Genomic DNA, 25563 nt, shown 5'->3' on the forward strand with positions numbered 1-25563 from the left:
CCCCTCTATCACCCCGGCCCCCGCGCACGCAAGCGCAACAGGGCGGGAGACGAGCGGCGTTTTTGACGCGCTTTCGACACGGTGAAACACATGTGAAATAAGAATTAGAGGATTTCCAATTGAAATTTGCGGGGCTGATCCTGTATATTCCATCGGTATTCCTAGGAATTGGACGCCCATGACCCAGACCGAAAACATCGAAACCCGTCGCGGTGCAGCCTGGCTTGCGACTGCCGGTGTGCGCCCGACGCGTCAAAGGATCGCGCTGGCGACGCTTCTGGTGGGCGATGGCCATGACCGGCACGTTACGGCCGAAAGCCTGTTCGATGCCGCCCGCGACAAGGGAGAAAAGGTGTCGCTCGCGACCGTCTACAACACGCTTCGCGCCTTCTGTCAGGCCGGTCTGATGCAGGAGGTCACGGTCGATGGCTCCCGCAGCTATTTCGACACCAACATGGACGAGCACCCGCATTTCTTCTGGGAAGACAAGGGCGAGTTGACCGATGCGCCGTCCGAAGAGCTGAAGATCGAACGCCTGCCGGCGCCGCCCGAGGGGATGGAGATCGCCTCCGTCGATGTGGTGATCCGGTTGCGTCCGAAATCGCGCCACTGAGCGGAAAAGCCTGAGCCGAAAAGACCAGGCCGAAAAGACCGGGCCGAAAAGACCGGGCGAACAGCTTGACAGTTATGAGAAAGCCCTGCCCTCTGGCGGGGCTTTTATCATGTGGGAGAATGTCATGGAGCGTTTGTTTGTCGCAAGTGACGGGGTGAGCCGGTGCCGCTGGTGCGCTTCCGATCCTGAATACATCCGCTACCACGACGAAGAATGGGGCTACCCGGTCGCCGAGGATCGCCGCCTGTTCGAAAAAATCTGTCTCGAAGGCTTCCAGTCCGGCCTGTCATGGTGGACCATCCTGCAAAAGCGCGAGAATTTCCGCGCCGCCTTTGCAGGGTTCGATTTTCACCGGATGGCGGAGTTCGGCCCCGAGGATGTCGAGCGTCTGGTGCAGGACAAGGGCATCGTGCGGCATCGGGGCAAGATCGAAGCGGTGATCCACAACGCCGCCCGCGCCATAGAGATGGAGCGCGAACATGGCTCTTTGGCCGCTTTCTTCTGGTCCTTCGCGCCGGAAACGGACGAGAGCGGCGGCGAGGTGGTGGCCCAGACGCCGACCTCGCAACGCCTGTCAAAAACGCTCAAGAAAAAGGGCTGGAAGTTCGTTGGACCGACCACCTGCTATGCGTTCATGCAGGCCATGGGCATGGTGAACGATCATCATCCCGGCTGTGCGCATCATGCCAAGGCGGTGGCGGCGCGGGCGGTGTTTACCCTGCCGGTCTGAGCAACGGGGCAAGGCTCTTGAGCCATCGCTTTGCTTCGGCCGGATCGAAGCGCGCCAATGCCGCAAGCCCCGTCTTCGCCACCTCCAGATCCGCAATTCGGTCCCGCAACTCCGCGCGCGTGTCATCGGGCAGGGGCAAGGCCCCGGCGGTCAGAAGCATCTGATGCAGGCTCTGCACCGCACGCATCTGACGGAACGCCTCCATCATCGGGGCGGTGAGCTTGGGTCGCTTCTGCCAGTCTTCGGAAAACAGCGCCGTCACCCGCTGCCCCGCGCCAAGACAATCGAAGGCGACACAGCCGCGATAGCCCCTGTCCGCAAGATCGGCGTGAATGGAGCAGGAGAACCCATCGAGATTGTGACAGGGCAGGCCCGCCGGTTTGTCGTGGCCGAACATCTCGTCGGCATCGAAGGCCAGCGCCAGACAACAGAGCGCGGCACAGTTCGAACAGTCTGGCAAAAACTCGGGGTTCATACCGCCATTTGACGCCAAACCCGCGCACGATCAATGAAAAAGGCGGCCCGCCTATCGCGCGCCGCCCTGTTTCCTTTGCTGAGAAATACTCAGCTTCAGACGATTTCCACCAGCTCGATCGCGAAGGTGAGGTCCTCGCCCGCCAGACGGTGGTTGGCGTCGAGCGTCACTTCCTCGTCGGTCACTTCGACCACGGTGACGGGGATCACCTGACCGGTCGGGGACTGCATCTGAAGCTGAAGGCCAACCTCAAGCGGGATCTCCGCCGGGATCTGGGCGCGCGGCACGGCTTGCTGTGCATCGGGGTGACGCTGGCCATAGGCCTCATCGGCGACAGCGACGATGGTTTTCTTTTCGCCCACGGTCATGCCCGGCAGGTGCTTGTCCATGCCCGGAATGATCTGGCCGGAGCCGACGGTGAATTCGAGCGGTTCGCGGCCTTCGGAACTGTCGAACACGGTGCCGTCTGCGAGCGTGCCGGTGTAGTGAATACGAACTTTGTCGCCCGATTTAACTTCGGTCATGAAGAGTCCTAACTGTTCGGGGTGAGTTTTTGGGGCCGCGTCTTTACGGGTGCCCAATGACGATTGCGCGAAAGGATAGGCGGTGATCTGTGAAATGCAACCCGATGGTGGGAAAAAGCCGCAAAACCAATCGCAAGAACCGCATGTGAACGCGTTTTTCTAGGAAAACGCTGCCTCACATGCGGATGTTTTAGAAACGCTGCGCTTTTTGAGGCGTGGTCACGCGTTTTGGCTTGGTCAAAACGCTCTTAGAACCACTGCCCCGGTTCCATCAGCCCCAAGTCCAGCAATTGCTGGCTGTGCCATTCGAACTCCACCGAGTTGTGCCACATGAAATTGTGGATGTCATAAGTCGACCCGGCGTTGCTTTTCAACGCTTTGGCGGTGCGGAATGATGCGATGGTGGCGGTCAGGTTGTGATGCCAAGGGCAGGCGTAGGTGTTGTATTCCTCGTCGCCGAACAGATGTTCCTCGCTGAGCCGGAGCCCCTTTTTTGCCTTGAAGAGCGCGATCCGGTCGATGCGACGGCGGTGTGGCGGCATATGTTCCTCGAACCGCCATCTGAGCCCGCCGAAGAAATCGAGCTGCCGCTCTTTCGCGTGCCCTGCGGCATCGGGGCGCCCGAGCGCATAATAGCCGGAGCGGTCGAGATGGGCGTCTTCGAGCGAGACGGCATTGGGATGCGCGCTCAAATCGTCGGCGTAGAGATCGACGACATAACACAGCATCGCATCGCGGCGTTCCTCGGTGTGGAAGGTCAGCATATCGGTGATGGTGCGGGTCTCGCAGAACGGGAAGAACAGGTATTCCGCATTGTAGCAGTAATACATCCAGATCCCCGGCGCGGCGGCGATGATCCGGTTGACTGCTTTGGTGAGCATCTCCGGCGCGCGAGTGGCGTAGCGGATGCGGTGGATTTTCGCTTCCAGCCCCTCGGGGAGTTTCAGTTCGTCGGGGGCGAACAGGATCACCTGTTTGAACCCCAGCGAGAGGTGATGGCGCAGCGTCGTGTCCACTTCCACGAGATCTTCGGCAAAGATCATCGCGATCGGCCCTTTCAAAAGGGCGTCCTTGCCGTCGGTGAGAAACGTGTCGAGGCTGTCGTAGCGCATGAAAATCCTTTGCCGGGGCAATGTCCCAGTTTCCGGTAAAAAATGCATGAAGGGCAGGGGATTGCAAGGATTGTGGAAACAATTTCGTCATGAGCCTGCTTATGGCGGTCCGGTCCGAGGCGCTTGCCCTCTTGGCCCTCTTGCGCTAGGACACCGCCTCAATTCCCAGCATTCGTGGACCCATTCCCATGTCCGAGACGCCGAGCAACACCAAGAAGCTCTATATCAAGACCTATGGCTGTCAGATGAACGTCTACGACAGCGAACGCATGGCCGAAGCGCTGGGCGGGTCGGGCTATACCGAGGTGTCGTCGCCGGAAGAGGCGGACATGATCCTTTTGAACACCTGCCATATTCGCGAGAAGGCGGCGGAAAAGGTCTATTCCGAACTTGGCCGCTACAAAGACCTCAAGATTGCGAATCCCGATCTCAAGATCGGCGTGGCGGGCTGTGTGGCCCAGGCCGAGGGTGAAGAGATCATGCGGCGCCAGCCGATGGTCGATCTCGTCGTGGGACCGCAGAGCTATCACCGCCTGCCGGAGCTTGAGGCGAAGGCCGGGCACGGGCAAAAGGCGCTCGATACGGATTTCCCGGAAGAGGACAAGTTCGAGAAACTGAAATCCCGGCCCAAGGCGAAACGGGCCCCGGCGGCGTTTCTGACTGTGCAAGAAGGCTGTGACAAGTTCTGTGCCTTCTGCGTTGTGCCCTACACGCGCGGTGCCGAAGTGTCGCGTCCCGTTGATCGTATCCTGACTGAGGCGCGCGATCTGGTGGAGCGTGGCGTGCGGGAGATTACCCTTCTGGGGCAGAACGTTAATGCCTATCACGGCGCAGGCGAGGGGGGAACTTGGGGTCTCGCGCGCCTGATCCGCGAACTCGCGAAAGTCGACGGGCTGGAGCGCATCCGCTTCACCACCTCGCACCCGAACGACATGGAAGACGATCTGATCGCGGCACACGGCGATTGCGAAAAACTTATGCCTTATCTGCATCTTCCGGTGCAGTCCGGCTCCGACAAAATCCTCAAGGCGATGAACCGCAAACACACCGCCGAGGAATATCTTCGCCTGATCGAACGCATCCGCGCCGCGCGGCCTGACATCGCCATGTCCGGCGACTTCATCGTCGGTTTCCCCGGCGAGACGGATCAGGATTTCGAGGACACGATGAGCCTCGTGCGTGAGGTCGGTTATGGCTCTGCGTTCTCGTTCAAATACTCGCCGCGTCCCGGAACGCCCGCCGCCGAGAAAGGCGACAAAATGGTCGATCCTGATGTGGCGTCTGAGCGGTTGCACCGCTTGCAAAGCCTTATCACGGAACAGCAACACGCGTTTCAAGACGCCATGGTCGGTCGCGAGGTCTCCGTTTTGTTCGAACGCAAGGGGCGGCTGCCGGGGCAGATGGTCGGAAAATCCGAATATCTTCATGCGGTTCACGTCACCGATGATGTGGCCGTGGGGGACATCCAGCGCGTGAGAATCATCGAAAGCGGCCCGAATTCCCTGGGCGGGGTCCTGCTGCGCTGAGAACCGCCGGGGGTGGCAGGCGGCGCGCACCGGCAAAGTTTTCACCGCAGGGTGGAGTATCTTGGCAACAATCCCGGTGCCTGCGGGAGTTCGTCAAGATATGCGACACAATATCTGGTTATTTTTCTTCACTTGGACCCGAAGTTTGCTATCCTTTAGCCACAATCTTGGTGAGTAGGGCGCAGCAGTCTCACGGCTGCAGGGGGCGCGTGTTTTGGAACGGCCCGAAAACGCAAACAGTTGGGGGACGGTAGACGTGACCATCGAATTTCTGAAGACAACGCGACGGGGGCTGGGCCTCTGCGCGGGTGTCGCTCTTGCTTTGGCGGCGGCGACTGCCGACGCGCAAATGGTGCCGGGCACGGTGAATGGCGAAGTGTACAAACCGACGATCTGGATCGACCCGGATGGCTGTGAACACTGGGTGATGGACGACGGGGTCGAGGGCTACATGGACCTCAAGCGCGACCGTCAGGGCAAACCGACCTGCCACCCGGTGCAGAGCTGTGCCGTGATGAACTCCGATCAGCTTTTCGCCACGGACAAATACGCGATCTCCGCTGCGGGCCGCAAACGCCTCACCGATTTCTTCCAGCAGGCGGGCGCCACGGCCTATATCATCGTGGGTCATACGGACAGCCGGGCCTCCGACGAATATAACATGCGTCTGAGCTATAACCGTGCCAATGCGGTTGCCAAGATCGCGGCCTCGGTCGGGGCCAATGTCGTCGATGTGCGCGGCTATGGCGAACGCCAGCCGATCGCCTCGAACTCGACCGCTGCGGGGATGCAAAAGAACCGCCGCGTCGAAATCATCTGTGTGAAGTGAGGAGAGAGACGATGAAAGCCATCAAAGCGATCGCCCTTCTCGCCGTGCTCGGCTCCACCACCGCCTGTACCGAGGCGATGATGGGAGAGGCCGGGTATGAATCCCACAAGACGGACAAGACCGTGGACCGCGGCTTCGACACGAAACACCTGTCGACGCTGGTGGCCGGCATCTGGATCGACCCGGAAGGCTGTGACCACTGGATCATCGACGACGGGGTCGAGGGCTACCTGTCCCCGCGCGTCGACAAATACGGCATGCCGGTCTGCTCCGGTACGGCGGCTCCGAATACGGCTGTCGGCCCGTACAAGGACGGTTCGCCGTTCTATGATCCGATCTGATCGGTCCTGCGATTCCTCAAGTCGACGGCCGTCCTTCGGGGCGGCCGTTTTGCGATTTGGTGAAAAATTGGGCGATGCGCCGTTTTTTGAGCAGAGGTTCGCCGGGTCGATTGCGAAGATTTTGTGTCCCCGCTTGCCAGAAGCCCTATCCCTTGGCACCATCAGACTCAGGAGCCATTCCAGAGTCGGAGACAATATTTGGGCCTGAGCGCGTTGACACCCCCGAAATCGCAGGACGCAGTCCACGAAACGCTTCTCGAATTCCACGACAACAGGTTGTTGATTGACCTGTGTGGAGAGTTCGACCGGAACCTCGCTCAAATCGAACACAAGCTCGAAGTCCAGATCGTCCGACGCGGCAATATGTTGTCCGTCATGGGCACCGGCAGCGCCCGGGGCCGCGCTTCTGCGGTGTTGCAGGATCTCTACGGCAAGCTCGAAGCGGGGCGCGAGATCGAGCCGGGCGACATTGACGGCATGATCCGCATGGGGGAGGCTGAGAGCGACAAGGGATTGCCGGGCGATCAGATGGAGATGTTCCGCGGCGGCGAGGTAGAGATCAAGACCCGCAAGAAGCTGGTGGAACCGCGCACAGCGGCGCAAAAGGACTATGTCACCAACCTGTTCAAACACGAGCTGGCTTTCGGTATCGGCCCGGCGGGGACCGGCAAGACCTATCTTGCCGTGGCGGTCGGGGTGAATATGCTGATCAACGGCCATGTCGACCGGATCATCCTGTCGCGGCCTGCGGTTGAGGCGGGGGAGCGTCTCGGCTTTCTGCCCGGCACGCAGGACGAGAAGGTCGATCCCTATATGCAGCCGCTCTACGACGCGCTGAACGACTTCATCCCGGCCAAGCAAGTGCAGAAGATGCGCGAGGAAAAGACCATCGAGATCGCGCCGCTGGCCTTCATGCGCGGGCGGACTCTGTCGCGCGCGTTCGTGGTTCTGGATGAGGCGCAGAACGCCACCACCATGCAGATGAAAATGTTCCTGACCCGCTTGGGCGAAGGCTCGCGCATGGTGATCACCGGCGACCGCTCGCAGGTCGATCTGCCGCGCGGCGTGCAATCGGGGCTTAGGGATGCGGAGCGCATTCTGGCGGGTCTGCCGAACATCTCGTTCAACTACTTCACCTCGAAAGACGTGGTGCGTCACCCGCTTGTCGCCGCGATCATCGAAGCGTATGAGGCCGACGAAGCGCAGTAACGCAAGTCGGAGGGCCTTATGGCCGTAGAGGTGATCTTTGAGGACGACCGCTGGGACGAGGCGGGGCTTGAGGTCTTGGTGGAAGCCGCCGAGGCCGCAACGCTTGCGCATCTCGGGTTGGATGCGGAGCTTTGCGAAGGGTCCGTGTTGGCCTGTGACGATGCGCGCATCAAGGTCCTGAACGCGGATTTCCGGGAAAAGGACAAGGCGACGAACGTCCTGTCCTGGCCCGCCGAAGAACGTGCGACACCCGGTGAACGCCCGCCCCTGCCGGAGCCGGATTTCGATGGGTCCATCGAGCTGGGCGATATCGCGATTGCCTATGAAACCTGTCTGCGCGAGGCGGAGGAGCAGGACAAGACATTCGCCAACCACGTCACCCATTTGCTCGTTCATGGTCTGTTACATCTGTTGGGTTATGATCACATAACCGACAGGGACGCGGAAATTATGGAAGCGACCGAGGTCGAAATACTTGCAACCATGGGGGTCAAGGACCCATATTAGGCGAACGGTCGAAAAGACCGGTTCAAATTGTTCATATTGGAAAGGACGCATGGGCGACACCGAGCCTGGGTCTTCTACGGCAGCGCAGAGCGCGCCGATTGACCCCATAAGCAGACCGCAGAGCGACACGCGCCGCATCGTGCGCAAATCCTCTGGCTGGTTCGACCGCATGAAGGCGGCATTTACCGCCAAAACTTCCGACACGACAGCCTTGGCCGGGGCGAACTCTTCCGTGGTTCCGCCTCAGCCCGTGCAGCGCCCCGGCATGGTCAACCTGCGCCGGATGCGGGTCGATGACGTGGCGATCCCGAAAGCGGAGATCGTCGCCGTGCCTCTGGACATCAAGAAAGAGGATCTGGTGGAGGTGTTCCGCGAAAGCGGGATGACCCGATTGCCGGTCTACAAGGGCACGCTGGACACGCCTGTCGGGCTTGTGCACCTCAAGGATTTCGCCCTCACCCATGGCTTCAACGGCAAGGGGGAGCGGTTCAACCTGCGTAAGATGCTGCGCCCGCTGCTCTATGCGCCGCCGTCGATGCCGATCGGGGTACTGCTGCAAAAGATGCAGACGGAGCGGATGCATATGGCGTTGGTGATCGACGAATACGGCGGGGTCGACGGGCTTGTGACGCTCGAAGACCTTGTCGAGCAGGTGATCGGGGAGATCGAGGACGAGCACGATGTCGACGACGATGCGTTCTGGACCCAGTCCGCGCCGGGCGTGTTCATCGCCCAGGCCAAGGCCCCGCTCGACGAGTTCGAGGCGGCCATCGGCATGCGTCTGACCGACGAAGAGGAAGAAGAAGAGATCGACACTCTGGGCGGTCTGGTCTTCCTGCTCTCCGGTCGGGTTCCCGCGCGCGGTGAAGTCATCCCGCATCCGTCGGGGGCCGAGTTCGAGATCGTCGATGCCGACCCGCGCCGGATCAAACGCATTCGTGTGCGCTTGCCCTCCGCCGTGAAACCGAAAGTCGAGGCCTGATGCGCCTGCCAAGGCTGCGGCATGTTCTGACCCCGCCCCGGGCCTTCGCGCTCGGGGCGGGCTTTCTGATCGCGGCAGGTCAGGCGCCTCTGGGGTTCTGGCCGGTGGCGGTTGCAGGGCTGGTCATGGCGGCGATTGCCTGGCGCATGGCGCTGACGCCCGGTCAGGCCGCCCTGCGCGGCTGGCTTGTGGGGTTTTCCACCTTCCTCATCTCGCTCAACTGGATCGTGAATCCCTTCCTCGTCGAGCCGATGCGCGACGGTTGGATGATCCCGTTTGCGCTGTTCCTCATGGCGGGGGGGCTGGCGCTGTTCTGGGCCCTGGCCTTCTTCCTCGCGAAAATACTCAAGACCGGCCTGCCGGGCCTCGCAGGTTTCTGGGGCGCGGCGGAGCTCGCGCGCGGACATATCTTCACTGGCTTTCCATGGGCCATGCCCGGCTATATCTGGCTCGACACCCCGCTGGCGCAGCTTGCCGCCTTTGTCGGGCCTTACGGGCTCACGGCGCTGAGTTTTGCGCTTGCCGCTCTCCTGGCCCATGCCGTTTTACAACGCTCTTGGCGGATTGGCGCTGTGGCCGCCGTGCTTTTTGCCGCCGCCTTTATGGTCGGCTGGCAACGCCAATCCGCGCCCCTGCCACCGGACCTCGATCACGCCATTCGCGTGGTGCAACCCAACGCACCGCAACATCTCAAATGGGACCCGGAGTATGTCGGCCAGTTCTACCGCCGCGCGCTCTCCGTCACGCCGCCCGAGGGCGCCGATCTGGTGATCTGGCCGGAAACCTCTGTGGCAGCCCCTCTCTATGCCGCCGGGCCGGAGTTGTTCGAGATCGCTCAGACCGCAGCTCCCGCGCGCGCCGTGGTCGGGCTCAACCGGGTGGACGGGATGCAGGGGTACAACACGGCGGTTCTGCTCGACGAAAAGGGCCGGGTCGCCGATCTCTACGACAAGCATCATCTTGTGCCTTTCGGTGAATACATGCCTCTGCCGTGGCTGCTGGAGCGGATCGGTTTGCGGGCGTTCACGGCGCAGAACGGCTATGGCTACTCCGCGGGTCCCGGACCGCATCTCATGGATATGGGGGCGCTCGGGTCTGCCCTGCCGCTGATCTGTTACGAGGCGATCTTCCCCCGTGATCTACGCACCGAAACGCGCCCCGACTGGCTGTTGCAGATGACCAACGATGCGTGGTTCGGCACCTTTTCCGGCCCGCAACAGGCGCTGGCGCAGGCGCGGTTTCGGGCGATCGAGACCGGGCTGCCGATGGTGCGGGCCGCGAATACCGGGATTTCCGCGCTGATCGACGCGCGCGGCCGGGTTTGGGCGGCGATTCCGTTGGGCACGTCGGGGGCGTTTACCGCCGATCTGCCCGGTGCCCTTCCCGAGACTGTTTATGTTCGGTTCAAGGAAGGTCCTCTTTGGGGTTTGTTAACCCTTCTGGTGTTAAGTGGCGGCATCGGTACAGCCCTGAGGCGCGGCAGAAAAACAGATTGACCCTCCCCGGGGCGAGTTATATCGCATTTTAATCAAAGGCCCGCACAACGGCTTCCTGACGTGCGGGAATCATAACCCAATGGAGCACGACCCCCATGTCCCGCAAAGATTACGTTTTCACTTCGGAATCGGTTTCCGAAGGCCACCCCGATAAGGTCTGCGACCGCATTTCCGATGCCGTCCTCGATGCGTTCATCGCCGAGGAGCCGGAAGCGCGTGTCGCCTGCGAAACCTTCGCGACCACCAACCGTGTGGTGATCGGCGGTGAGGTCGGGCTGTCGGACAAGGATAAGCTACACGCCTATATGGACAAGGTGGACGGCATCGTGCGCGACTGCGTGCGCGACATCGGCTACGAGCAGGACAAGTTCCACTGGCAGACACTCGAGGTGCAGAACTATCTGCACGAACAATCCGCGCATATCGCGCAGGGCGTCGACGCGGCGGGGGACAAGGACGAGGGCGCGGGCGATCAGGGCATCATGTTCGGCTTTGCGACCAATGAGACCGAGGCGCTGATGCCCGCGCCGATCCAGTATTCCCACGCGATGCTGCGCCGTCTGGCCGAAGTGCGCAAGAATGGCACGGAACCGGCGCTCGGCCCCGATGCCAAGGCTCAGATTTCGGTGCGCTACCGCGATGGCAAACCCGTCGAAGTGACCTCTCTGGTGCTCTCGACCCAGCACCTCGACGAGGCTCTGAATTCCGCCGATGTACGCGCCATTGTCGCGCCCTATATCGAAGAGGTGCTGCCCGAGGGGTGGCTCACCGCCAATACCATCTGGCACGTCAATCCGACGGGCAAATTCGTGATCGGCGGTCCCGATGGCGATGCGGGCCTGACCGGGCGCAAGATCATCGTGGACACTTATGGCGGTGCCGCGCCGCATGGTGGCGGTGCGTTTTCCGGCAAAGATCCGACCAAGGTCGACCGGTCTGCCGCTTATGCCGCACGCTATCTGGCGAAGAACGTCGTCGCGGCGGGGCTTGCGGAAAAATGCACCATCCAGTTGTCTTATGCTATCGGTGTGGCGGAGCCGCTGTCGATCTATGCCGATCTGCATGACACGGGCAGGGTCGATGCCGCCCGTATTGAGGCCGTTCTGGCCGATGCCGACACGCTCGGATTCCGGCTGACGCCGCGCGGCATCCGCACCCAGCTTCAGCTCAACAAGCCGATCTATCAGCGCACCGCGGCCTATGGCCATTTCGGGCGTGCGCCCGAGGCGGATGGCGGGTTCAGCTGGGAACGCACCGATCTGGCCGAGGTTCTGGCGAAAGCCGTCTGATGCCGCTGCGCGTCGTCACCGGCTCGATCACCGATCTGGACGTGGACGCCGTGGTCAACGCGGCCAATTCCACGCTTCTGGGCGGCGGCGGTGTCGATGGCGCGATCCACCGTGCGGCGGGGCCGGGGCTTCTGACGGAATGTCGGGGGCTGGGCGGTTGCCTGCCGGGGCAAGCCAAGCTGACGGGCGGTTACGATCTCAAGGCGCGTTCTGTAATCCACACGGTCGGTCCCGTCTGGCGCGGCGGTAATCGGGGGGAGGACGCGGTGCTTGCTTCCTGTTACCGTGAAGCCATGCGGATCGCGCGGGCGCGTGGGCTTCGGTCCATCGCATTCCCTGCAATCTCGACCGGGGTTTACGGCTTTCCGAAAACCCGTGCAGCCCGGATCGCGGCGCGCACGATCCGCGATGAATTGAAAGCTGGGGAGGAAATGGAGGTGCTGCTCTGCGCTTTTTCCGCCCCGGATGCCGCGATTTTGCAGGCGGCTTTGGATGATTTGAACGAGGAAAACTGACATGCCCAAGACGGACACCTCCGGGCTCACGCAACTTGGTGGTGCGACGGCGCTTCCGACCAGTCCGGAAGAGGCGGTGCTCGAACGCGTGCCGCACACCCATGAGGGCGAGCGCTATGTGGCGCGTTTTACCGCGCCGGAATTCACCTCGCTTTGCCCGATGACCGGTCAGCCGGATTTCGGCTATCTGATGATCGACTACATCCCGCGCAAATGGCTGGTGGAGAGCAAATCGCTCAAGCTGTTTCTGGGATCGTTCCGCAATCACGGCGCGTTTCACGAGGATTGTTCGGTCTATATCGGCAAGCGTCTGGCCGAGCTGCTCGATCCGGAATGGTTGCGCATCGGGGCCTATTGGTATCCGCGCGGCGGCATTCCGATTGACGTCTTCTGGGCCACCGGGCCGGAGCCCAGGGATATTTGGATCCCCGAACAGGGCGTGCCGCCCTATCGCGGGCGGGGGTGAGCGCGTCGGGATCTGTTGCTTTTGCGTACAGGCCCGCTACTCTCCGGACACGGCGCGGGAGGAAGCCAATGTCAGAGAGCTTGCGAGATCCGATTGTCATGCTGCTTGCCGGGATCGGCATTCCAGTTTTTGCGGCGCTAAACGCCCAGCTCGGCGCGCGGCTCGGCTCGCCCGCTCTGGCGGCTCTGGTGTTTGCCGTGGTCGCCTTCAGCTCGATTTTCGTCTACCGGGCGGTGTTGGGGCCCAGCGTGCCGCTGTCCAACCTGCTGCATCAACCGGCGCATCTGTTTTTCGCAGGTGTGCTCTTTGCCTTCTACATCCTGTCGATCACCACGATTGCGCCGCGCTTCGGGGTCGGCAATGCGGTGTTCTTTGTTCTTCTGGGGCAAATCCTTTCGGCGGGTGTGATCGACCATTTCGGCCTGTTTGGGGCGGCGCGTCTGGAGATTTCCGGGCTGCGCGCCGCCGGAATGTTGCTGATGGCGGGCGGGTTGTTCCTGATTCAGCGTAGCTGAACTTGCCCCGGGATGGATTTCTTGGCAAAAGCCCCGCCGTAACACGCGGGGTTTTCCATGTCTGACGATCAACAGCACCAATCGGGGGCGCCTTGGCGCAACTTCTATGGCCGTATCCATGGCAAGACGCTGAACAAGGCGCAGGTGGACTATCTCGATGAGGACCTGCCGGGCCTCGCCCCCGGTGGAGTGTCCTGGGAGGAAAACCCGGAGCGCCTCAAGATCGACATGGCCAAGCGCTTTGCGGGCAAGCCGGTTTGGGTTGAGATCGGTTTCGGCGGCGGCGAGCATCTGGTGCACATGGCGCGGACTTACCCGGATGTGTACATCATCGGCTGTGAGCCGTTTGTGAATGGCGTCGCCATGTGCCTCGGCAAGATGCGCCGCGAAGGGCCGTTCGACAATATCGCGATCCATGCGGGCGATGCGCGCGATCTGTTCGACGTGTTGCCGGAGGGCTCGATTGAGAAAGCGTTTCTGAACTACCCCGATCCCTGGCCGAAAAAGCGCCACCATCGCCGCCGGTTCGTGACCGACGAACATCTCGACCCGCTGCACCGTGTGCTGAAGGACGGGGCGGAATTCCGGGTGGCGACCGACATTCCCGATTATGTGCGCCAGACCATGGAAGAAGTGCCGCGCGCCGGGTTCGAATGGTTGGCCGAAGGGCCGGAAGATTGGCGCAAACCGTGGTCGGACTGGATTTCGACGCGCTATGAGCAAAAGGCGATCCGCGAAGGCCGCACGCCGCATTATATGACCTTCAAAAAAGTCTGAGTATTTCGGCTGCCATGAAGACAGCCGATAGACCGTCTGTCCGGCTTGCGGTATCAGGTCGGCGAGGAATGTGAGGAGAGCGACCCATGTCCAGCCACGGCACCCCGATCCCGATGACCGCCCGCAAGAACGGCCCCCTGAAAGGCACGGCCTTGGTGCCGGGGGACAAGTCGATTTCCCACCGCGCGCTGATTTTCGGTGCGATGGCCGTGGGGGAGACCAAGATCACCGGGCTTCTGGAGGGCGAGGATGTGCTCGACACCGCGAAAGCCATGCAGGCGCTCGGTGCCGAGGTGGTGCGCGAAGGGGCGGGCGAATGGACCGTGCATGGTGTGGGTGTCGGCGGATTTACCGAGCCTGAGGACGTGATCGACTGCGGCAACTCGGGAACGGGTGTGCGGCTCATCATGGGCTGTGTCGCGACCTATGATTTTTGTACGACCTTTACCGGCGACGGCTCGCTGCGCAAACGTCCGATGGCGCGGGTGACCGATCCTTTGGCGCTGTTCGGGGCGCAATCGGTGGGACGCTCGGGCGGCCGGTTGCCTTTGACGCTGGTGGGGGCCTCCGATCCGGTGCCGGTCGAATATCAGACGCCGGTGCCTTCGGCGCAGGTAAAATCCGCGGTGCTTCTGGCCGGGCTGAACGCGCCGGGCAAGACGGTTGTCATCGAGAAAGAGGCAACGCGCGATCATACGGAGCGGATGCTTGTTGGGTTCGGGGCGGAGCTGACCACGGAGAAGACGCCCGAGGGCTATAACAAGATCACGCTGACCGGACGGCCCGAATTGAGGCCGCAGGAGGTTGCCGTGCCGCGCGACCCGTCTTCGGCGGCCTTCCCGGTTTGTGCCGCGCTGATCGTGCCCGGCTCCGAGGTCTTCGTGCCCGGCGTCAGCCAGAATCCGACCCGCAACGGGTTGTTCATCACGCTCAAGGAGATGGGTGCCGACATCACGTTTGAGAACGAGCGCGAAGAGGGCGGCGAGCCGGTGGCGGATCTGCGGGTCAAATATTCCAAACTCAAAGGCATTGAAGTTCCGGCAGAGCGCGCCGCTTCGATGATCGACGAATACCCGATCCTCTCCGCCGTGGCCGCCTATGCCGAGGGTACGACCACCATGCGCGGCGTCAAGGAATTGCGGGTTAAGGAAAGCGATCGGATCGACGCCATGGCGCGCGGGCTTGAGGCCTGTGGCGTGGCTATTGAGGAAGATCAGGATACGCTGATCGTGCATGGGCTTGGCCCGAATGGGGTCAAGGGGGGGGCGATCTGTGCGACTCATCTCGATCACCGCATCGCCATGTCTTTCCTGATCCTCGGCATGGCGTCGCAAGAGGCGGTGAGCGTGGACGATGGCGGGCCGATTGCGACGTCTTTCCCGGTGTTTGAGAAACTCATGACTGGTCTCGGCGCGCATGTGGTGCGGGGCAACTGATCTCTTGACCTTGGCGGCGCCTGGGTGCAGCGTGGGGCCCCCTCGGGAAAGGACAGACCATGAGTTTTTGCATCGCCATTGATGGCCCCGCCGCTGCCGGGAAAGGCACGATTTCCAAAGCCGTCGCGGCGCATTTCGGATTTGCGCATCTGGATACCGGGTTGTTGTACCGGGCGGTGGGGGCGAAGACCTTTGAGGGGCTGTCGCCCATTGAGGCGGCAGAAGGGCTGGCAGCAGAGGATCTGTCCCGCGACGACCTGCGCTCCGGCGATGCGGGGCAGGCGGCCTCGCGGGTTGCGGCCATTCCCGAAGTGCGCAGCGCTCTGGTGGATTTCCAACAGGCCTTTGCGCGGCGCGAAGGTGGGGCGGTTCTCGATGGGCGTGACATCGGCACGGTGATCTGCCCGGATGCGGAGGTCAAACTCTATGTCACCGCCTCCGACGAGGTGCGGGCCGAGCGGCGTCAGAAAGAGCTGACTGGAAAAGGCGAAGACGTGAGCGTTGAAGAGGTGCTGGCCGATCTGCGCGAGCGCGACGAGCGCGATGCGGCCCGCGCCACGGCGCCTCTGAAACCTGCCGAAGATGCGGTGGTGATCGACACCACCGAAATGAGCATCGAGGAGGCGGTCGCCAAGGTGATCGCTCTCATTGAGGCGCGCCGGGGATGACGGCGAAGCTCGTCCTCCACCTGCCCGCACACGAGCAGGCGCTTCTGGAGGCGGGCAAGATGTCGACGCTTTATCCGCGGATCAAGCGCATGGTCGAGCGGCGGGGCGGTGTGGTGGAGATCGCGCCGCGGTTTCCGCCGACCGAACCGGATGGCAATCTTCATATCGTCGACAATGCGCGCCAGCCGCATCCCGATACGTTGATTTCGGTGCTGGCCTATCTCGACCGCTGCTGGCATCTCGATCCGAAAGGCGTTCTGGCGGATAGCTCCATTGCTGATCGGGTGTTCGACCCGGAAGCGGTCGATGCGGCGCAGGCCGAGGCCTGTGTCGGCGATCTGCGCGCCCGGTTTTCCGATCCGCGTCACTCACGCTATCATCAGAAGAAACAGGTAGAAGAGATCGACCCGGAAGGCATCGTGATCTTCCTGCAAGGCCCGCCGCCCTATCGACGGGGCCATGCCTATATGGGCCGCGATAAGATGATCCGGGCCGTGCTCGACGGCGCGGGCGGGCGTCCGGTCTATATCAAGCCGCATCCGCTGCGCAAGGACGAGGGACTCAAAGTCATCCGTGCCTTCGAGGCGGAGGGCTATGCCCCGATCAAGACCAATGCCAATGTGCATGACCTGTTGCGGCAGGCGGCGGTGACGGTGTCGGCCAATTCCGCTGCCTCAATCGAAGGGTTTCTGCATGGCACGCCGACGGTGCTCTTTGCCCGCGCCGATTTCGATCAGGCCGCCGAAGTGGTGAAGGCCCCGGAGGATTTCCCGGCGGCGCTTGAGCGCGCGGTGTCGCAGCCGCAGGATTACACGAAATTCCTCTACTGGTATTTCTCGCAATGCCTCTGGCTCGACGATCCGGCGTTCGAGGCCAGGGTCTTGGAGCGCTTTGCCGAGGTCGGATTTCCGCCCGGGCGCCTCGGGTTGGGCAATCCCTGAGCCATCTTACGCGCAGTGCCGCTCAAGGGGGTGAGCATTGCCGCAGAGGATTTGGGGTGAAATCAATTATAATCAGTCGGTTGCGTGAAGTATCAGGCGGCTGTGCCGAATTTCGGGCGCTTGTCGTGACCCGATCCCTCCCCATATCCCGAAGCGAACACACATATCTGCAAGGATGTTTCCAATGTTTCTCGACAAACTGAACTGGCGCTACGCCACCAAGAAAATGGACCCTTCGAAACCGGTCTCCGAGGGTAAGGTGGCACAAATCGTGGAGGCCATTCGCATGGCTCCGACCTCATCCGGGCTTCAACCCTTCCATCTCTTCGTAATCCGTAACCCGGAGTTGAAATCCAAACTCAAGGCGGCGGCCAATGCCAAGGACCTTGTGACAGACAGTTCACATCTTTTGGTTTTTGCGGCGTATGACACCTACACAGCAGCGCGGATCGACGAGGTTGTGGCGCGTCACGCGGCGGAGCGTCCGGGCACTGAAGCGGCGCTCGACACCTATTATAGTAATCTTAAGGCAGCTTATTTGCCGCGTGATGCCCAGGTGAATTTCGAACATGCCGCACGTCAGGCCTATATCGCGCTTGGTTTTGCTCTGGCCGCGGCTGCCGAGCTTGAAGTTGACAGCACGCCGATGGAAGGGTTCGACGCGGCGAGGTTCGACGATATCCTGGGGCTGGCTGACAAGGGGCTGAAATCTGTGGTGGCTTTGGCACTCGGGACCCGTGCGGCGGAAGGCGACTGGCTCGCCCCGCTCAAGAAAGTCCGCAAGCCGGCCTATGATCTGGTGACCGATCTGAATTGAACAGGCCGGAGGAGTTCTCTGTGCTGAAATGCAAAAAACGATCGGGACGGTCGAAATTTTTCGCTCGTCCCGTTCTTTTTTGAACAGCGCTGTGCAAATTTGACTTGCTCCCGTTCACGGCTCTGGTGCAGCGTCGCGCAGCCGTGCGATCGTCGCGGTTCACCCGGTCGACATGAGGATGGAGAGGCTCGTGATTCCGTATATTCAGGTGTTGTATCGTTCCTTGGCGTGTCATGAGGATTTCCACCCGTCGGACCTCGATATTTTGCGCCGTTCCATAAAATTCAATGCAGCGCACGGGATCACCGGGCTTTTGTTGCGGATCGACGAGCAGTTCTTTCAGGTGCTGCACGGCCCCGAGGCCGAGGTTGACGCGCTTGTGGCGCGGATTGCGGTCGATCCGAGGCATAAGTACATGGAGGTGCTGTTGCGCGAAGAGGCTCCGGTCGAGACGCCCTTCGGCAACTGGTCGATGGCCTACGATGCTTTGATGGGGTTCGAACAGAACCTCGGGCTGCAAGACGACGGTCATTACCCAGAAATCACGCCCGTGCGGGCCCACGACCTGATCGCGCTTTTCGCCAAGACGTCAACCAGCGTCGACGCTTACGGCTCCGCCTTCCCTTATTCGCGCTTCCCTGGGGAAGAGGACGGGGCGTATCTGGAGCGGCTCGACGGGTTGGCTTGAGAGCGATAGACTGAGAGTTGTTTCGTTTGAAAAGTCTTTGTCATGCCACAAATTGAACCTATCTCCCCTTGGACGAACGATCTTCTCGGATATGAAAAACTCGGGGAGACCTTCACCCGGTTGATTCAGACGGTGGATGACAGCAAGGTGATCTCCATCGAGGCAGGGTTTGGTCACGGCAAGACCTTTTTCCGCAAAGCTTGGGCCGAGCATCTGCGTCAATCCGGCGAGGTCGTGGTCGAGGTTGATGCGCAACGCTCGGATCATTCCGGCGATCCTGTGGTGACTTTTCTTGGGGCTTTGCTTGCGCTCTTGCCGGAAGAAGAGAAGAACAAGGTTCAGAAAATAGGCGTAATCGGGAAGAAATACGGCGGTGTCGCGGTGCGGACCGTGGCCAAGGCGGTGCTCAAGGCCGGGGCCGATGAGGCGATTGATGCCATTTCCGGCCAACTCGGAGAGGTGTTCGAAGGACAAGAGGCCTTGCAAAGCATGGCCGACAGCGTCGGTGAGGAAATGTCCAAAACCGCCGCGCAGATGATCGCCACGCAACTGGCCGCAGAAAAGGCAATTCAAAAGGAACTCCCCGCGCAGCTCGACGCCCTCAAAGACGAGTTGACCAAGGGCAAGGATACGGATCGGGTGATCATCCTGATCGACGAGTTGGACCGGTGTCACCCGGAATATGCCATCGCGCTGTTGGAGGCGATGAAACATGTGTTCGACAGGCCCGGCTATGTGTTCTGCCTGATGGTGAATGCGGATTACCTAGAGAAAGTCGCGCAGCATCGGTTCGGCGCGCATGGTGAGGGGGAGCGCTATCTCGACAAATTCGTCGATCTGCGGCTGGCGTTGAAGGCGACGGCGCAAAGAAAAGCGGAAGCGGCTTGGCAGTTGGTTATGAAAAGACTGGAAATAGGTACGCCTTATGGCGACGATCCAGCCTTTTCTGTGCAGGCCGCTGCGGAGCTTGTGGGTAAAATCGTAAAGGCTAGCAGCTTGTCCTTTAGGCAAATCGAACGTGTGTTAGATCGGGTTGAAGTGGCGCTCAGATGTTATGTTGATATGCCTTTGGATCGTTCGTTGTTGGTGTGGATGGCCTTTAAAGAGGCGGGCTGCGTTGTTCAGGAAGAGTGGTTGCCCCGCATTGCACTGACACCTGAAATTGCTGAAAAGTTTTTAAACGTTGATCGTTGGGAAAATCGGGAAAAAGCGCAGAAGCAAGAGTACGAACGGGATCAGTTTGTTCAAAAGCAATGTGCGCCTTTACTTCGATTGGACGACAGTGCCTATAGATTGCCACCACCTGAAGGTGGCGGCGAGTACTTCGGCTGGGCTAAAGTTCTGAAAGGTCTCGGTCCCCACTACATCCCAGATCACGAAAACGTCCTTAGCCATGCTCACGCTCTCATGGCCGATTAACCCGATTTCCCTTGCTTTTCACGGGATTCGCGCCTATACGCGCGCCAGTCTATGAGGCCATCAGACGTCATCAAGGCAATGCGGGCAGGGTCGAAGAACAGCTTCGGCCCTGATTTGTGTTTTTCTCGCAGTGCCTTCTGAGCGTTGGTTCCATAGGCAATCTGAAATCAAGACCGGTGGAGACAACCACCCGGCCCGCATAAACGTTTGAAAAGGAATCTAGAGACCACATGGCTCAGAACGTATCTATGGAGGATTTCGAAGCCCTCCTGAATGAAAGCTTCGAAATCGACACCCCGGCTGAAGGCTCGGTTGTCAAAGGCAAAGTGATCGCCATCGAGGCAGGTCAAGCCATCATCGACGTCGGCTACAAAATGGAAGGCCGCGTTGATCTGAAAGAATTCTCCAACCCGGGCGAAGCACCCTCCGTGGCCGTTGGCGACGAAGTCGAAGTGTTCCTCGACCGCGTTGAAAACGCCCGTGGCGAAGCCGTCATCTCCCGCGACAAAGCCCGTCGCGAAGAAGCCTGGGATCGTCTGGAAAAAGCCTACGCTTCCGAAGAGCGCGTCGAAGGCGCCATCTTTGGCCGTGTCAAAGGCGGTTTCACCGTCGATCTCGGCGGCGCAGTTGCGTTCCTTCCGGGCTCCCAAGTCGACGTCCGTCCGGTGCGCGACGCTGGCCCGCTCATGGGTCTCAAGCAGCCGTTCCAGATCCTCAAGATGGACCGTCGCCGTGGCAACATCGTTGTCTCCCGTCGCGCGATCCTCGAAGAGTCCCGTGCGGAACAGCGCGCTGAAGTCATCGGCAACCTCACCGAAGGTCAGACCGTTGACGGTGTCGTCAAGAACATCACCGAATACGGTGCTTTCGTGGACCTCGGCGGTGTCGACGGCCTGCTGCACGTCACCGACATGGCATGGCGCCGTGTGAACCACCCGTCCGAGATCCTCTCCATCGGCGAGACGATCAAGGTTCAGGTGATCAAGATCAACAAAGACACCCACCGTATCTCCCTCGGCATGAAACAGCTTCAGGCCGATCCGTGGGATTCCGTTGAATCGAAATACCCGCTCGAATCCGTGCACACCGGTCGCGTGACCAACATCACCGACTACGGCGCTTTCGTGGAACTCGAGCCGGGCGTCGAAGGTCTGGTTCACGTTTCCGAAATGTCCTGGACCAAGAAAAACGTCCACCCGGGCAAAATCGTTTCCACCTCGCAGGAAGTGGAAGTCATGGTGCTCGAGATCGACAGCGCGAAACGTCGTGTGTCCCTCGGCCTCAAACAAACCATGCGCAACCCGTGGGAGCTCTTTGCCGAGACTCACCCGGAAGGCACTGTGGTCGAAGGCGAAGTCAAGAACATTACCGAATTCGGTCTGTTCGTCGGTCTGCCGGGCGACATCGACGGCATGGTTCACCTGTCCGATCTGTCCTGGGAAGAGCGTGGCGAGGATGCCATCCAGAACTACCGCAAGGGCGACATGGTCAAGGCCGTGGTCACCGAGGTCGACGTCGAGAAAGAGCGTATCTCCCTCTCGATCAAAGCCCTCGACGACAGCTTCTCCGGTGCGGTTGAAGGCGTGAAACGCGGCTCCATCATCACCGTGACCGTCACCGCGATCGAAGACGGCGGCATCGAAGTGGAATATGAAGGTGCGAAATCCTTCATCCGCCGCTCCGACCTGTCCCGTGACCGTGCCGAACAGCGCCCCGAGCGCTTCCAGGTCGGCGATCACGTCGATGTGCGCGTGACCAACGTGGATCAGAAAACCCGTCGTCTGGGTCTCTCGATCAAAGCTCGCGAGATCGCCGAAGAGAAAGAAGCCGTCGAACAGTACGGTTCCTCCGACTCGGGTGCGTCGCTGGGCGACATTCTCGGTGCAGCGCTCAAGGGCGGCGACGAGTGATCGCAGAGTGCGACCGGAATTGTGGAAAGGCCCCTTCGGGGGCCTTTTCTTTTGTCTGGGCCGCAACCTGTCCTTTTCGACAGGTCACCGTGCGGGGTTGATTCGAATCGCTTTGGGGAATGCCGCATCGCAGCGCTAACATCCGGGTTCCGGCTTGTGCAAAATGCAATGCCTTGAGGGATTTTTAGGCCAAATCTCAGCACATTACCGGCAAAAAACAGCCCGTGAGAGCGGAACAGACGCTTCCCCGAATACATATCCCGTCCTATAGTCTCTCCATGGTCATGCCGGGGTGCTGGGCGCCTTGGCCAAGGGCTGAATGCGATACCAGAACGTCACAAGAAACGCGTCATCCAGGGGGAGACTTCATGATCCGGTCCGAGCTGATCCAGAAGATCGCAGACGAAAATCCGCATTTGTACCAGCGAGATGTCGAGCGGATCGTGAACACGATCTTCGAAGAAATCATCGAAGCTATGGCGCGCGGCGACCGGGTGGAGCTGCGCGGATTTGGGGCCTTTTCTGTCAAGAAGCGGGATGCCAGAATGGGGCGTAACCCGCGCACCGGCGACAGCGTTCCCGTCGAGGAAAAGCATGTGCCCTTCTTCAAGACCGGCAAGCTGCTGCGCGACCGTCTGAACGAAGAATAAGGCCGATTTAAAATGCGATATATCCGTTACGCTTTCCTCGGAGCACTTGCCGTGGTGCTTGTAACCATGGCTTTGGCCAATCGGGATGTCGTAACGCTCTATCTGTTGCCGGGAGAGCTTGCGACGCTCTCCGGCATTTCGCTTTCCATCCAACTGCCGCTGTTCGTGGTGATCTTTGGTGCGATTCTTGCGGGGCTGTTGATCGGCTTCGTCTGGGAGTGGATGCGCGAATACAAACACCGCTCTGCCGCCTCGACGCATAAGCGCGAGAAGGAACAGTTGGCCCGCGAGGTCGACAAGCTGAAGGTCGACAAGGCGAAGAAGGAGGGCGACGAGGTGCTTGCCCTTCTGGAGCGCTGATTAGCGACAGACATATGGACACACGCGTAAAAATCTGCGGGCTGAAAACGCCCGAGGCGGTGGCGACGGCTGTTGAGGCCGGGGCGCATTATCTGGGCTTTGTCTTCTTCCCGAAATCGCCGCGCCATCTGGAGATTCCGCAGGCCCGCGATCTGGCGCTTGAAGTGCCGGTCGGTGTGGCCAAGGTGGCGCTTGTGGTGAATGCGACGGATGAGGAGCTTGACCGGATCACCGGTGAGGTGCCGCTCGACATGTTGCAGCTTCATGGCAAGGAAAGCCCGGAGCGGGTGACGGAAATCCGGGCGCGCTACGGTTTGCCGGTGATGAAGGCCGTGGGTGTGGCCGAGCCCTCCGATGTGCAGGCGCTCGACGCTTATGGCATGGTCTGCGATCAGTTGCTGGTGGATGCAAAGGCGCCGAAAGGCGCCGATCTGCCGGGGGGAAACGGTCTCGCGTTCGACTGGCGACTGATTTCCAAACGCGGCTGGAACCGGCCCTGGATGCTGGCGGGCGGGCTGACGCCGGAGAACGTGGTTCTGGCCATTCAGATGACCGGTGCGAAGCAGGTGGATGTGTCCTCGGGCGTGGAAAGCGCGCCGGGCGTGAAGGACCCCGCGAAAATCCGCGCCTTCATTGAGGCGATCCGCGCCGCCTGACGGGCTTTTTCGAGTATTTCGACAGCAAAGGAAACGGGCGCGCTTTACGGTGCGTGGCCCCTGCGCTACATCCATGGGCGATCCGCAAGGGAGCATCGCGATGAACGATCTTTACAACAGTTTCATGAGTGGCCCGGACGAGAAGGGGCGCTTTGGCATTTATGGCGGACGTTTCGTGTCCGAGACGCTGATGCCGCTGATCCTCGCCCTCGAGGAAGAGTATAACAGGGCCAAGGACGATCCCGAATTCTGGGACGAGATGCGCGATCTCTGGAAGCATTATGTCGGCCGTCCGAGCCCGCTCTATTTCGCGGAGAAGATGACCGAGGAGTTGGGCGGCGCGAAGATTTACCTCAAGCGCGAGGAGCTCAACCACACGGGTGCGCATAAGATCAACAACGTGCTGGGGCAGATCCTGCTCGCACGCCGTATGGGCAAGACCCGGATCATCGCCGAAACCGGCGCGGGTCAGCACGGCGTGGCGACGGCGACGGTCTGCGCCAAGTTCGGGCTTGAGTGCATCGTCTATATGGGCGCCACCGACGTGGAGCGGCAAAAGCCGAACGTGTTCCGGATGCACCTTCTGGGCGCCAAGGTCGTTCCGGTGAAATCCGGGCGCGGGACGCTCAAGGATGCGATGAACGATGCGCTGCGCGACTGGGTGACCAATGTGCGCGACACGTTCTATTGCATCGGCACGGTGGCGGGCCCGCACCCGTACCCGGCGATGGTGCGTGATTTTCAGGCGATCATCGGGCAGGAAACCCGCTGGCAGTTGGCAGAACAAGAGGGCGAAGGTCGGCTTCCCGACACGCTCGTGGCGGCTGTGGGCGGGGGCTCGAATGCGATGGGGCTGTTCCACCCGTTCCTTGATGACGAGAGCGTGGGCATCATCGGCGTTGAGGCCGGCGGCCATGGCGTCGACGACCGGATGGAGCATTGCGCGTCTCTGACCGGTGGTCGTCCGGGCGTTTTGCACGGCAACCGCACCTATCTTTTGCAGGACGAAGACGGGCAGATCCTTGAGGGGCATTCGATCTCGGCGGGTCTCGACTATCCGGGGATCGGGCCGGAGCACTCGTGGCTGCACGATACGGGGCGAGCGCAATATGTCTCGATCACCGACAAGGAGGCGCTCGAGGCGTTCCAGTTCTGTTGCCGGACCGAAGGCATCATCCCGGCGCTCGAATCGAGCCATGCGGTGGCGCATGTGATGAAGATCGCAGGAGATTTGCCGAAGGATCACATCATCGTCGTGAACCTTTCGGGGCGGGGCGACAAGGATATCTTTACCGTGGCGCGTCACCTCGGCGCGGATCTTGCAGGCGATGAGGGTCGCGACGCGGAGTAAGCGACACGACCGTTTTTCAGGAAAAGCCGTCCTTCGGGGCGGCTTTTTTCGTGCAAAACCTCTTTAAACCAGAGTTTATGTTTGGATGCCAAAGGTTTAGGGACATCTGCGTAAACCCGGGTAAACCTCACGCCAATGGCCGCAGGACCGTGATGCTGGCAAATCGGGGATCGAGGCCACAATGGCCCGATCCATTTGATTTGTTCAGAAGTTCAGGAAAGGACAGGAATATGCGTAAGGTTCTCATGATGTCGGCGTTGGTCACCGGGCTCGGTACGACGGTTGCCGTGGCGCAACCCACCACGGAAGAGATCGTCGCGATGTATCCGGGCGCGACCCGGATCGAGATCGACCGCGGGTTTCGCTATACCGAGGTCGAGGTCTATATGGACGGCAAGGAAATCGACCTGCGGATCGACAATGCCAGCGGGGAGGTCGTGGCGCAGAGCGAGAAGGCTCTGAGCGACGAGGAATGGCGCGACGAGGTCAGGGACGATGATCGCAGCGAAACGGTGGACGGTGTCGAGGTCGAGAACGATGACGAGCGCGATGACGATGATCGTTATGACGATGACCGTGACGATGACCGTGACGACGACCGTGACGACGATCGCGACGACGACCGGGATGATGATCGCGACGACGATGATGATGACGATGACCGCGATGACGATCATGACGACGATGAGGACGATGACCGCGACGATGATTGATCGGTTGCAGGTATGACATCAGAGGTCTGTCCCATGGTGGGGCAGGCC

Annotated in this window: 29 protein-coding genes and 1 riboswitch; of the genes, 26 read left to right on the forward strand and 3 right to left on the reverse strand. The window is 60.8% G+C overall.

Going from position 1 to position 25563, the window contains the following annotated elements:
- Positions 1-178: 178 nt before the first annotated feature.
- Both irrA and CEW89_RS16770 read left to right on the forward strand, forming a co-directional pair.
- Entirely contained in the window at positions 179-613 is a 435-nt protein-coding gene (irrA, locus tag CEW89_RS16765) for an iron response transcriptional regulator IrrA (RefSeq protein WP_096806665.1), read from the forward strand.
- A gap of 124 nt (positions 614-737) precedes the next feature.
- On the forward strand, positions 738-1343 hold the full coding sequence (locus CEW89_RS16770) for a DNA-3-methyladenine glycosylase I (protein WP_096807282.1): 606 nt from the start codon (positions 738-740) through the stop codon (positions 1341-1343).
- On the opposite strand, the gene CEW89_RS16775 is transcribed toward CEW89_RS16770, so the two are convergent.
- The 3 genes from CEW89_RS16775 to CEW89_RS16785 all read right to left on the reverse strand — a co-directional run bounded on the left by CEW89_RS16775 (position 1327) and on the right by CEW89_RS16785 (position 3454).
- Positions 1327-1818 carry a hypothetical protein gene (locus CEW89_RS16775; RefSeq protein WP_096806666.1) on the reverse strand — a complete coding sequence of 164 codons (492 nt, stop codon included), beginning with the start codon at positions 1816-1818 and terminating at the stop codon, positions 1327-1329. The genes CEW89_RS16770 and CEW89_RS16775 overlap by 17 nt on opposite strands.
- A gap of 95 nt (positions 1819-1913) precedes the next feature.
- A complete protein-coding gene (locus CEW89_RS16780; RefSeq protein ID WP_066706306.1) occupies positions 1914-2342 on the reverse strand; it encodes an FKBP-type peptidyl-prolyl cis-trans isomerase in 429 nt (142 codons plus the stop codon).
- A gap of 248 nt (positions 2343-2590) precedes the next feature.
- Positions 2591-3454: a hypothetical protein gene (locus CEW89_RS16785; protein WP_096806667.1), complete on the reverse strand. Its 864-nt coding sequence runs from the start codon at positions 3452-3454 to the stop codon at positions 2591-2593.
- A gap of 188 nt (positions 3455-3642) precedes the next feature.
- Here CEW89_RS16785 and miaB point away from each other — a divergent pair, with 188 nt between their 5' ends.
- The 24 genes from miaB (at position 3643) to CEW89_RS20920 (ending at position 25515) form a co-directional block, all read left to right on the forward strand.
- The gene (gene miaB, locus CEW89_RS16790; protein ID WP_096806668.1) at positions 3643-4980 is read left to right on the forward strand and encodes a tRNA (N6-isopentenyl adenosine(37)-C2)-methylthiotransferase MiaB; all 1338 of its coding nucleotides are present in this window, start codon (positions 3643-3645) and stop codon (positions 4978-4980) included.
- Positions 4981-5236: 256 nt separating this feature from the next.
- Positions 5237-5809 carry an OmpA family protein gene (locus CEW89_RS16795; protein ID WP_425321011.1) on the forward strand — a complete coding sequence of 191 codons (573 nt, stop codon included), beginning with the start codon at positions 5237-5239 and terminating at the stop codon, positions 5807-5809.
- Between the two features lie 11 nt (positions 5810-5820).
- Complete coding sequence (locus CEW89_RS16800) at positions 5821-6150, forward strand: hypothetical protein (RefSeq protein WP_066706300.1); 330 nt, start codon at positions 5821-5823, stop codon at positions 6148-6150.
- A 198-nt stretch (positions 6151-6348) separates the two neighbouring features.
- Entirely contained in the window at positions 6349-7359 is a 1011-nt protein-coding gene (locus tag CEW89_RS16805) for a PhoH family protein (RefSeq protein ID WP_096806669.1), read from the forward strand.
- Positions 7360-7377: 18 nt separating this feature from the next.
- Complete coding sequence (gene ybeY / locus CEW89_RS16810; protein ID WP_096806670.1) at positions 7378-7866, forward strand: rRNA maturation RNase YbeY; 489 nt, start codon at positions 7378-7380, stop codon at positions 7864-7866.
- A gap of 49 nt (positions 7867-7915) precedes the next feature.
- Positions 7916-8848, forward strand: coding sequence for a hemolysin family protein (locus CEW89_RS16815; RefSeq protein ID WP_066706289.1), 933 nt, complete (start codon positions 7916-7918; stop codon positions 8846-8848).
- Positions 8848-10344 (forward strand): apolipoprotein N-acyltransferase, encoded by a 1497-nt coding sequence (gene lnt / locus CEW89_RS16820; protein WP_096806671.1) that lies wholly within the window; start codon positions 8848-8850, stop codon positions 10342-10344. The genes CEW89_RS16815 and lnt overlap by 1 nt, the downstream gene beginning before the upstream one ends.
- Before the next feature lie 36 nt (positions 10345-10380).
- Positions 10381-10431: riboswitch (SAM-SAH riboswitch) on the forward strand.
- A gap of 8 nt (positions 10432-10439) precedes the next feature.
- Positions 10440-11633, forward strand: coding sequence for a methionine adenosyltransferase (gene metK / locus CEW89_RS16825; RefSeq protein ID WP_096806672.1), 1194 nt, complete (start codon positions 10440-10442; stop codon positions 11631-11633).
- On the forward strand, positions 11633-12148 hold the full coding sequence (locus CEW89_RS16830) for an O-acetyl-ADP-ribose deacetylase (protein WP_096806673.1): 516 nt from the start codon (positions 11633-11635) through the stop codon (positions 12146-12148). Before metK ends, CEW89_RS16830 begins: the two co-directional genes overlap by 1 nt.
- A gap of 1 nt (position 12149) precedes the next feature.
- A complete protein-coding gene (gene queF, locus CEW89_RS16835; protein ID WP_096806674.1) occupies positions 12150-12614 on the forward strand; it encodes a preQ(1) synthase in 465 nt (154 codons plus the stop codon).
- 68 nt (positions 12615-12682) lie between these two features.
- Complete coding sequence (locus tag CEW89_RS16840) at positions 12683-13129, forward strand: DMT family transporter (protein WP_096806675.1); 447 nt, start codon at positions 12683-12685, stop codon at positions 13127-13129.
- 57 nt (positions 13130-13186) lie between these two features.
- Complete coding sequence (gene trmB, locus CEW89_RS16845; protein WP_096806676.1) at positions 13187-13906, forward strand: tRNA (guanosine(46)-N7)-methyltransferase TrmB; 720 nt, start codon at positions 13187-13189, stop codon at positions 13904-13906.
- Positions 13907-13992: 86 nt separating this feature from the next.
- Positions 13993-15342, forward strand: a complete 1350-nt coding sequence (aroA, locus tag CEW89_RS16850) for a 3-phosphoshikimate 1-carboxyvinyltransferase (RefSeq protein WP_066706265.1) — start codon at positions 13993-13995, stop codon at positions 15340-15342.
- Between the two features lie 59 nt (positions 15343-15401).
- Positions 15402-16010, forward strand: coding sequence for a (d)CMP kinase (locus tag CEW89_RS16855; RefSeq protein WP_096806677.1), 609 nt, complete (start codon positions 15402-15404; stop codon positions 16008-16010).
- Positions 16007-16951: a hypothetical protein gene (locus CEW89_RS16860; protein ID WP_096806678.1), complete on the forward strand. Its 945-nt coding sequence runs from the start codon at positions 16007-16009 to the stop codon at positions 16949-16951. Before CEW89_RS16855 ends, CEW89_RS16860 begins: the two co-directional genes overlap by 4 nt.
- A gap of 184 nt (positions 16952-17135) precedes the next feature.
- Positions 17136-17768, forward strand: a complete 633-nt coding sequence (locus CEW89_RS16865; RefSeq protein ID WP_096806679.1) for a nitroreductase family protein — start codon at positions 17136-17138, stop codon at positions 17766-17768.
- Positions 17769-17958: 190 nt separating this feature from the next.
- Positions 17959-18456 (forward strand): BLUF domain-containing protein, encoded by a 498-nt coding sequence (locus tag CEW89_RS16870; RefSeq protein WP_157779897.1) that lies wholly within the window; start codon positions 17959-17961, stop codon positions 18454-18456.
- Positions 18457-18498: 42 nt separating this feature from the next.
- Positions 18499-19875, forward strand: a complete 1377-nt coding sequence (locus CEW89_RS16875; protein WP_096806681.1) for a KAP family P-loop NTPase fold protein — start codon at positions 18499-18501, stop codon at positions 19873-19875.
- 230 nt (positions 19876-20105) lie between these two features.
- Positions 20106-21785: a 30S ribosomal protein S1 gene (gene rpsA, locus CEW89_RS16880; protein ID WP_081423869.1), complete on the forward strand. Its 1680-nt coding sequence runs from the start codon at positions 20106-20108 to the stop codon at positions 21783-21785.
- Positions 21786-22153: 368 nt separating this feature from the next.
- Positions 22154-22435 carry an integration host factor subunit beta gene (gene ihfB, locus CEW89_RS16885; protein WP_066706248.1) on the forward strand — a complete coding sequence of 94 codons (282 nt, stop codon included), beginning with the start codon at positions 22154-22156 and terminating at the stop codon, positions 22433-22435.
- Positions 22436-22447: 12 nt separating this feature from the next.
- Entirely contained in the window at positions 22448-22795 is a 348-nt protein-coding gene (locus tag CEW89_RS16890) for a LapA family protein (RefSeq protein WP_096806682.1), read from the forward strand.
- 14 nt (positions 22796-22809) lie between these two features.
- Positions 22810-23451: a phosphoribosylanthranilate isomerase gene (locus CEW89_RS16895; protein ID WP_096806683.1), complete on the forward strand. Its 642-nt coding sequence runs from the start codon at positions 22810-22812 to the stop codon at positions 23449-23451.
- A gap of 100 nt (positions 23452-23551) precedes the next feature.
- On the forward strand, positions 23552-24802 hold the full coding sequence (gene trpB / locus CEW89_RS16900; RefSeq protein WP_066706243.1) for a tryptophan synthase subunit beta: 1251 nt from the start codon (positions 23552-23554) through the stop codon (positions 24800-24802).
- Between the two features lie 230 nt (positions 24803-25032).
- Positions 25033-25515, forward strand: a complete 483-nt coding sequence (locus CEW89_RS20920; RefSeq protein ID WP_157779898.1) for a PepSY domain-containing protein — start codon at positions 25033-25035, stop codon at positions 25513-25515.
- Positions 25516-25563 lie beyond the last annotated feature (48 nt).

The sequence above is a fragment of the Celeribacter ethanolicus genome (genome assembly GCF_002407265.1).
Lineage (GTDB): Bacteria > Pseudomonadota > Alphaproteobacteria > Rhodobacterales > Rhodobacteraceae > Celeribacter > Celeribacter ethanolicus.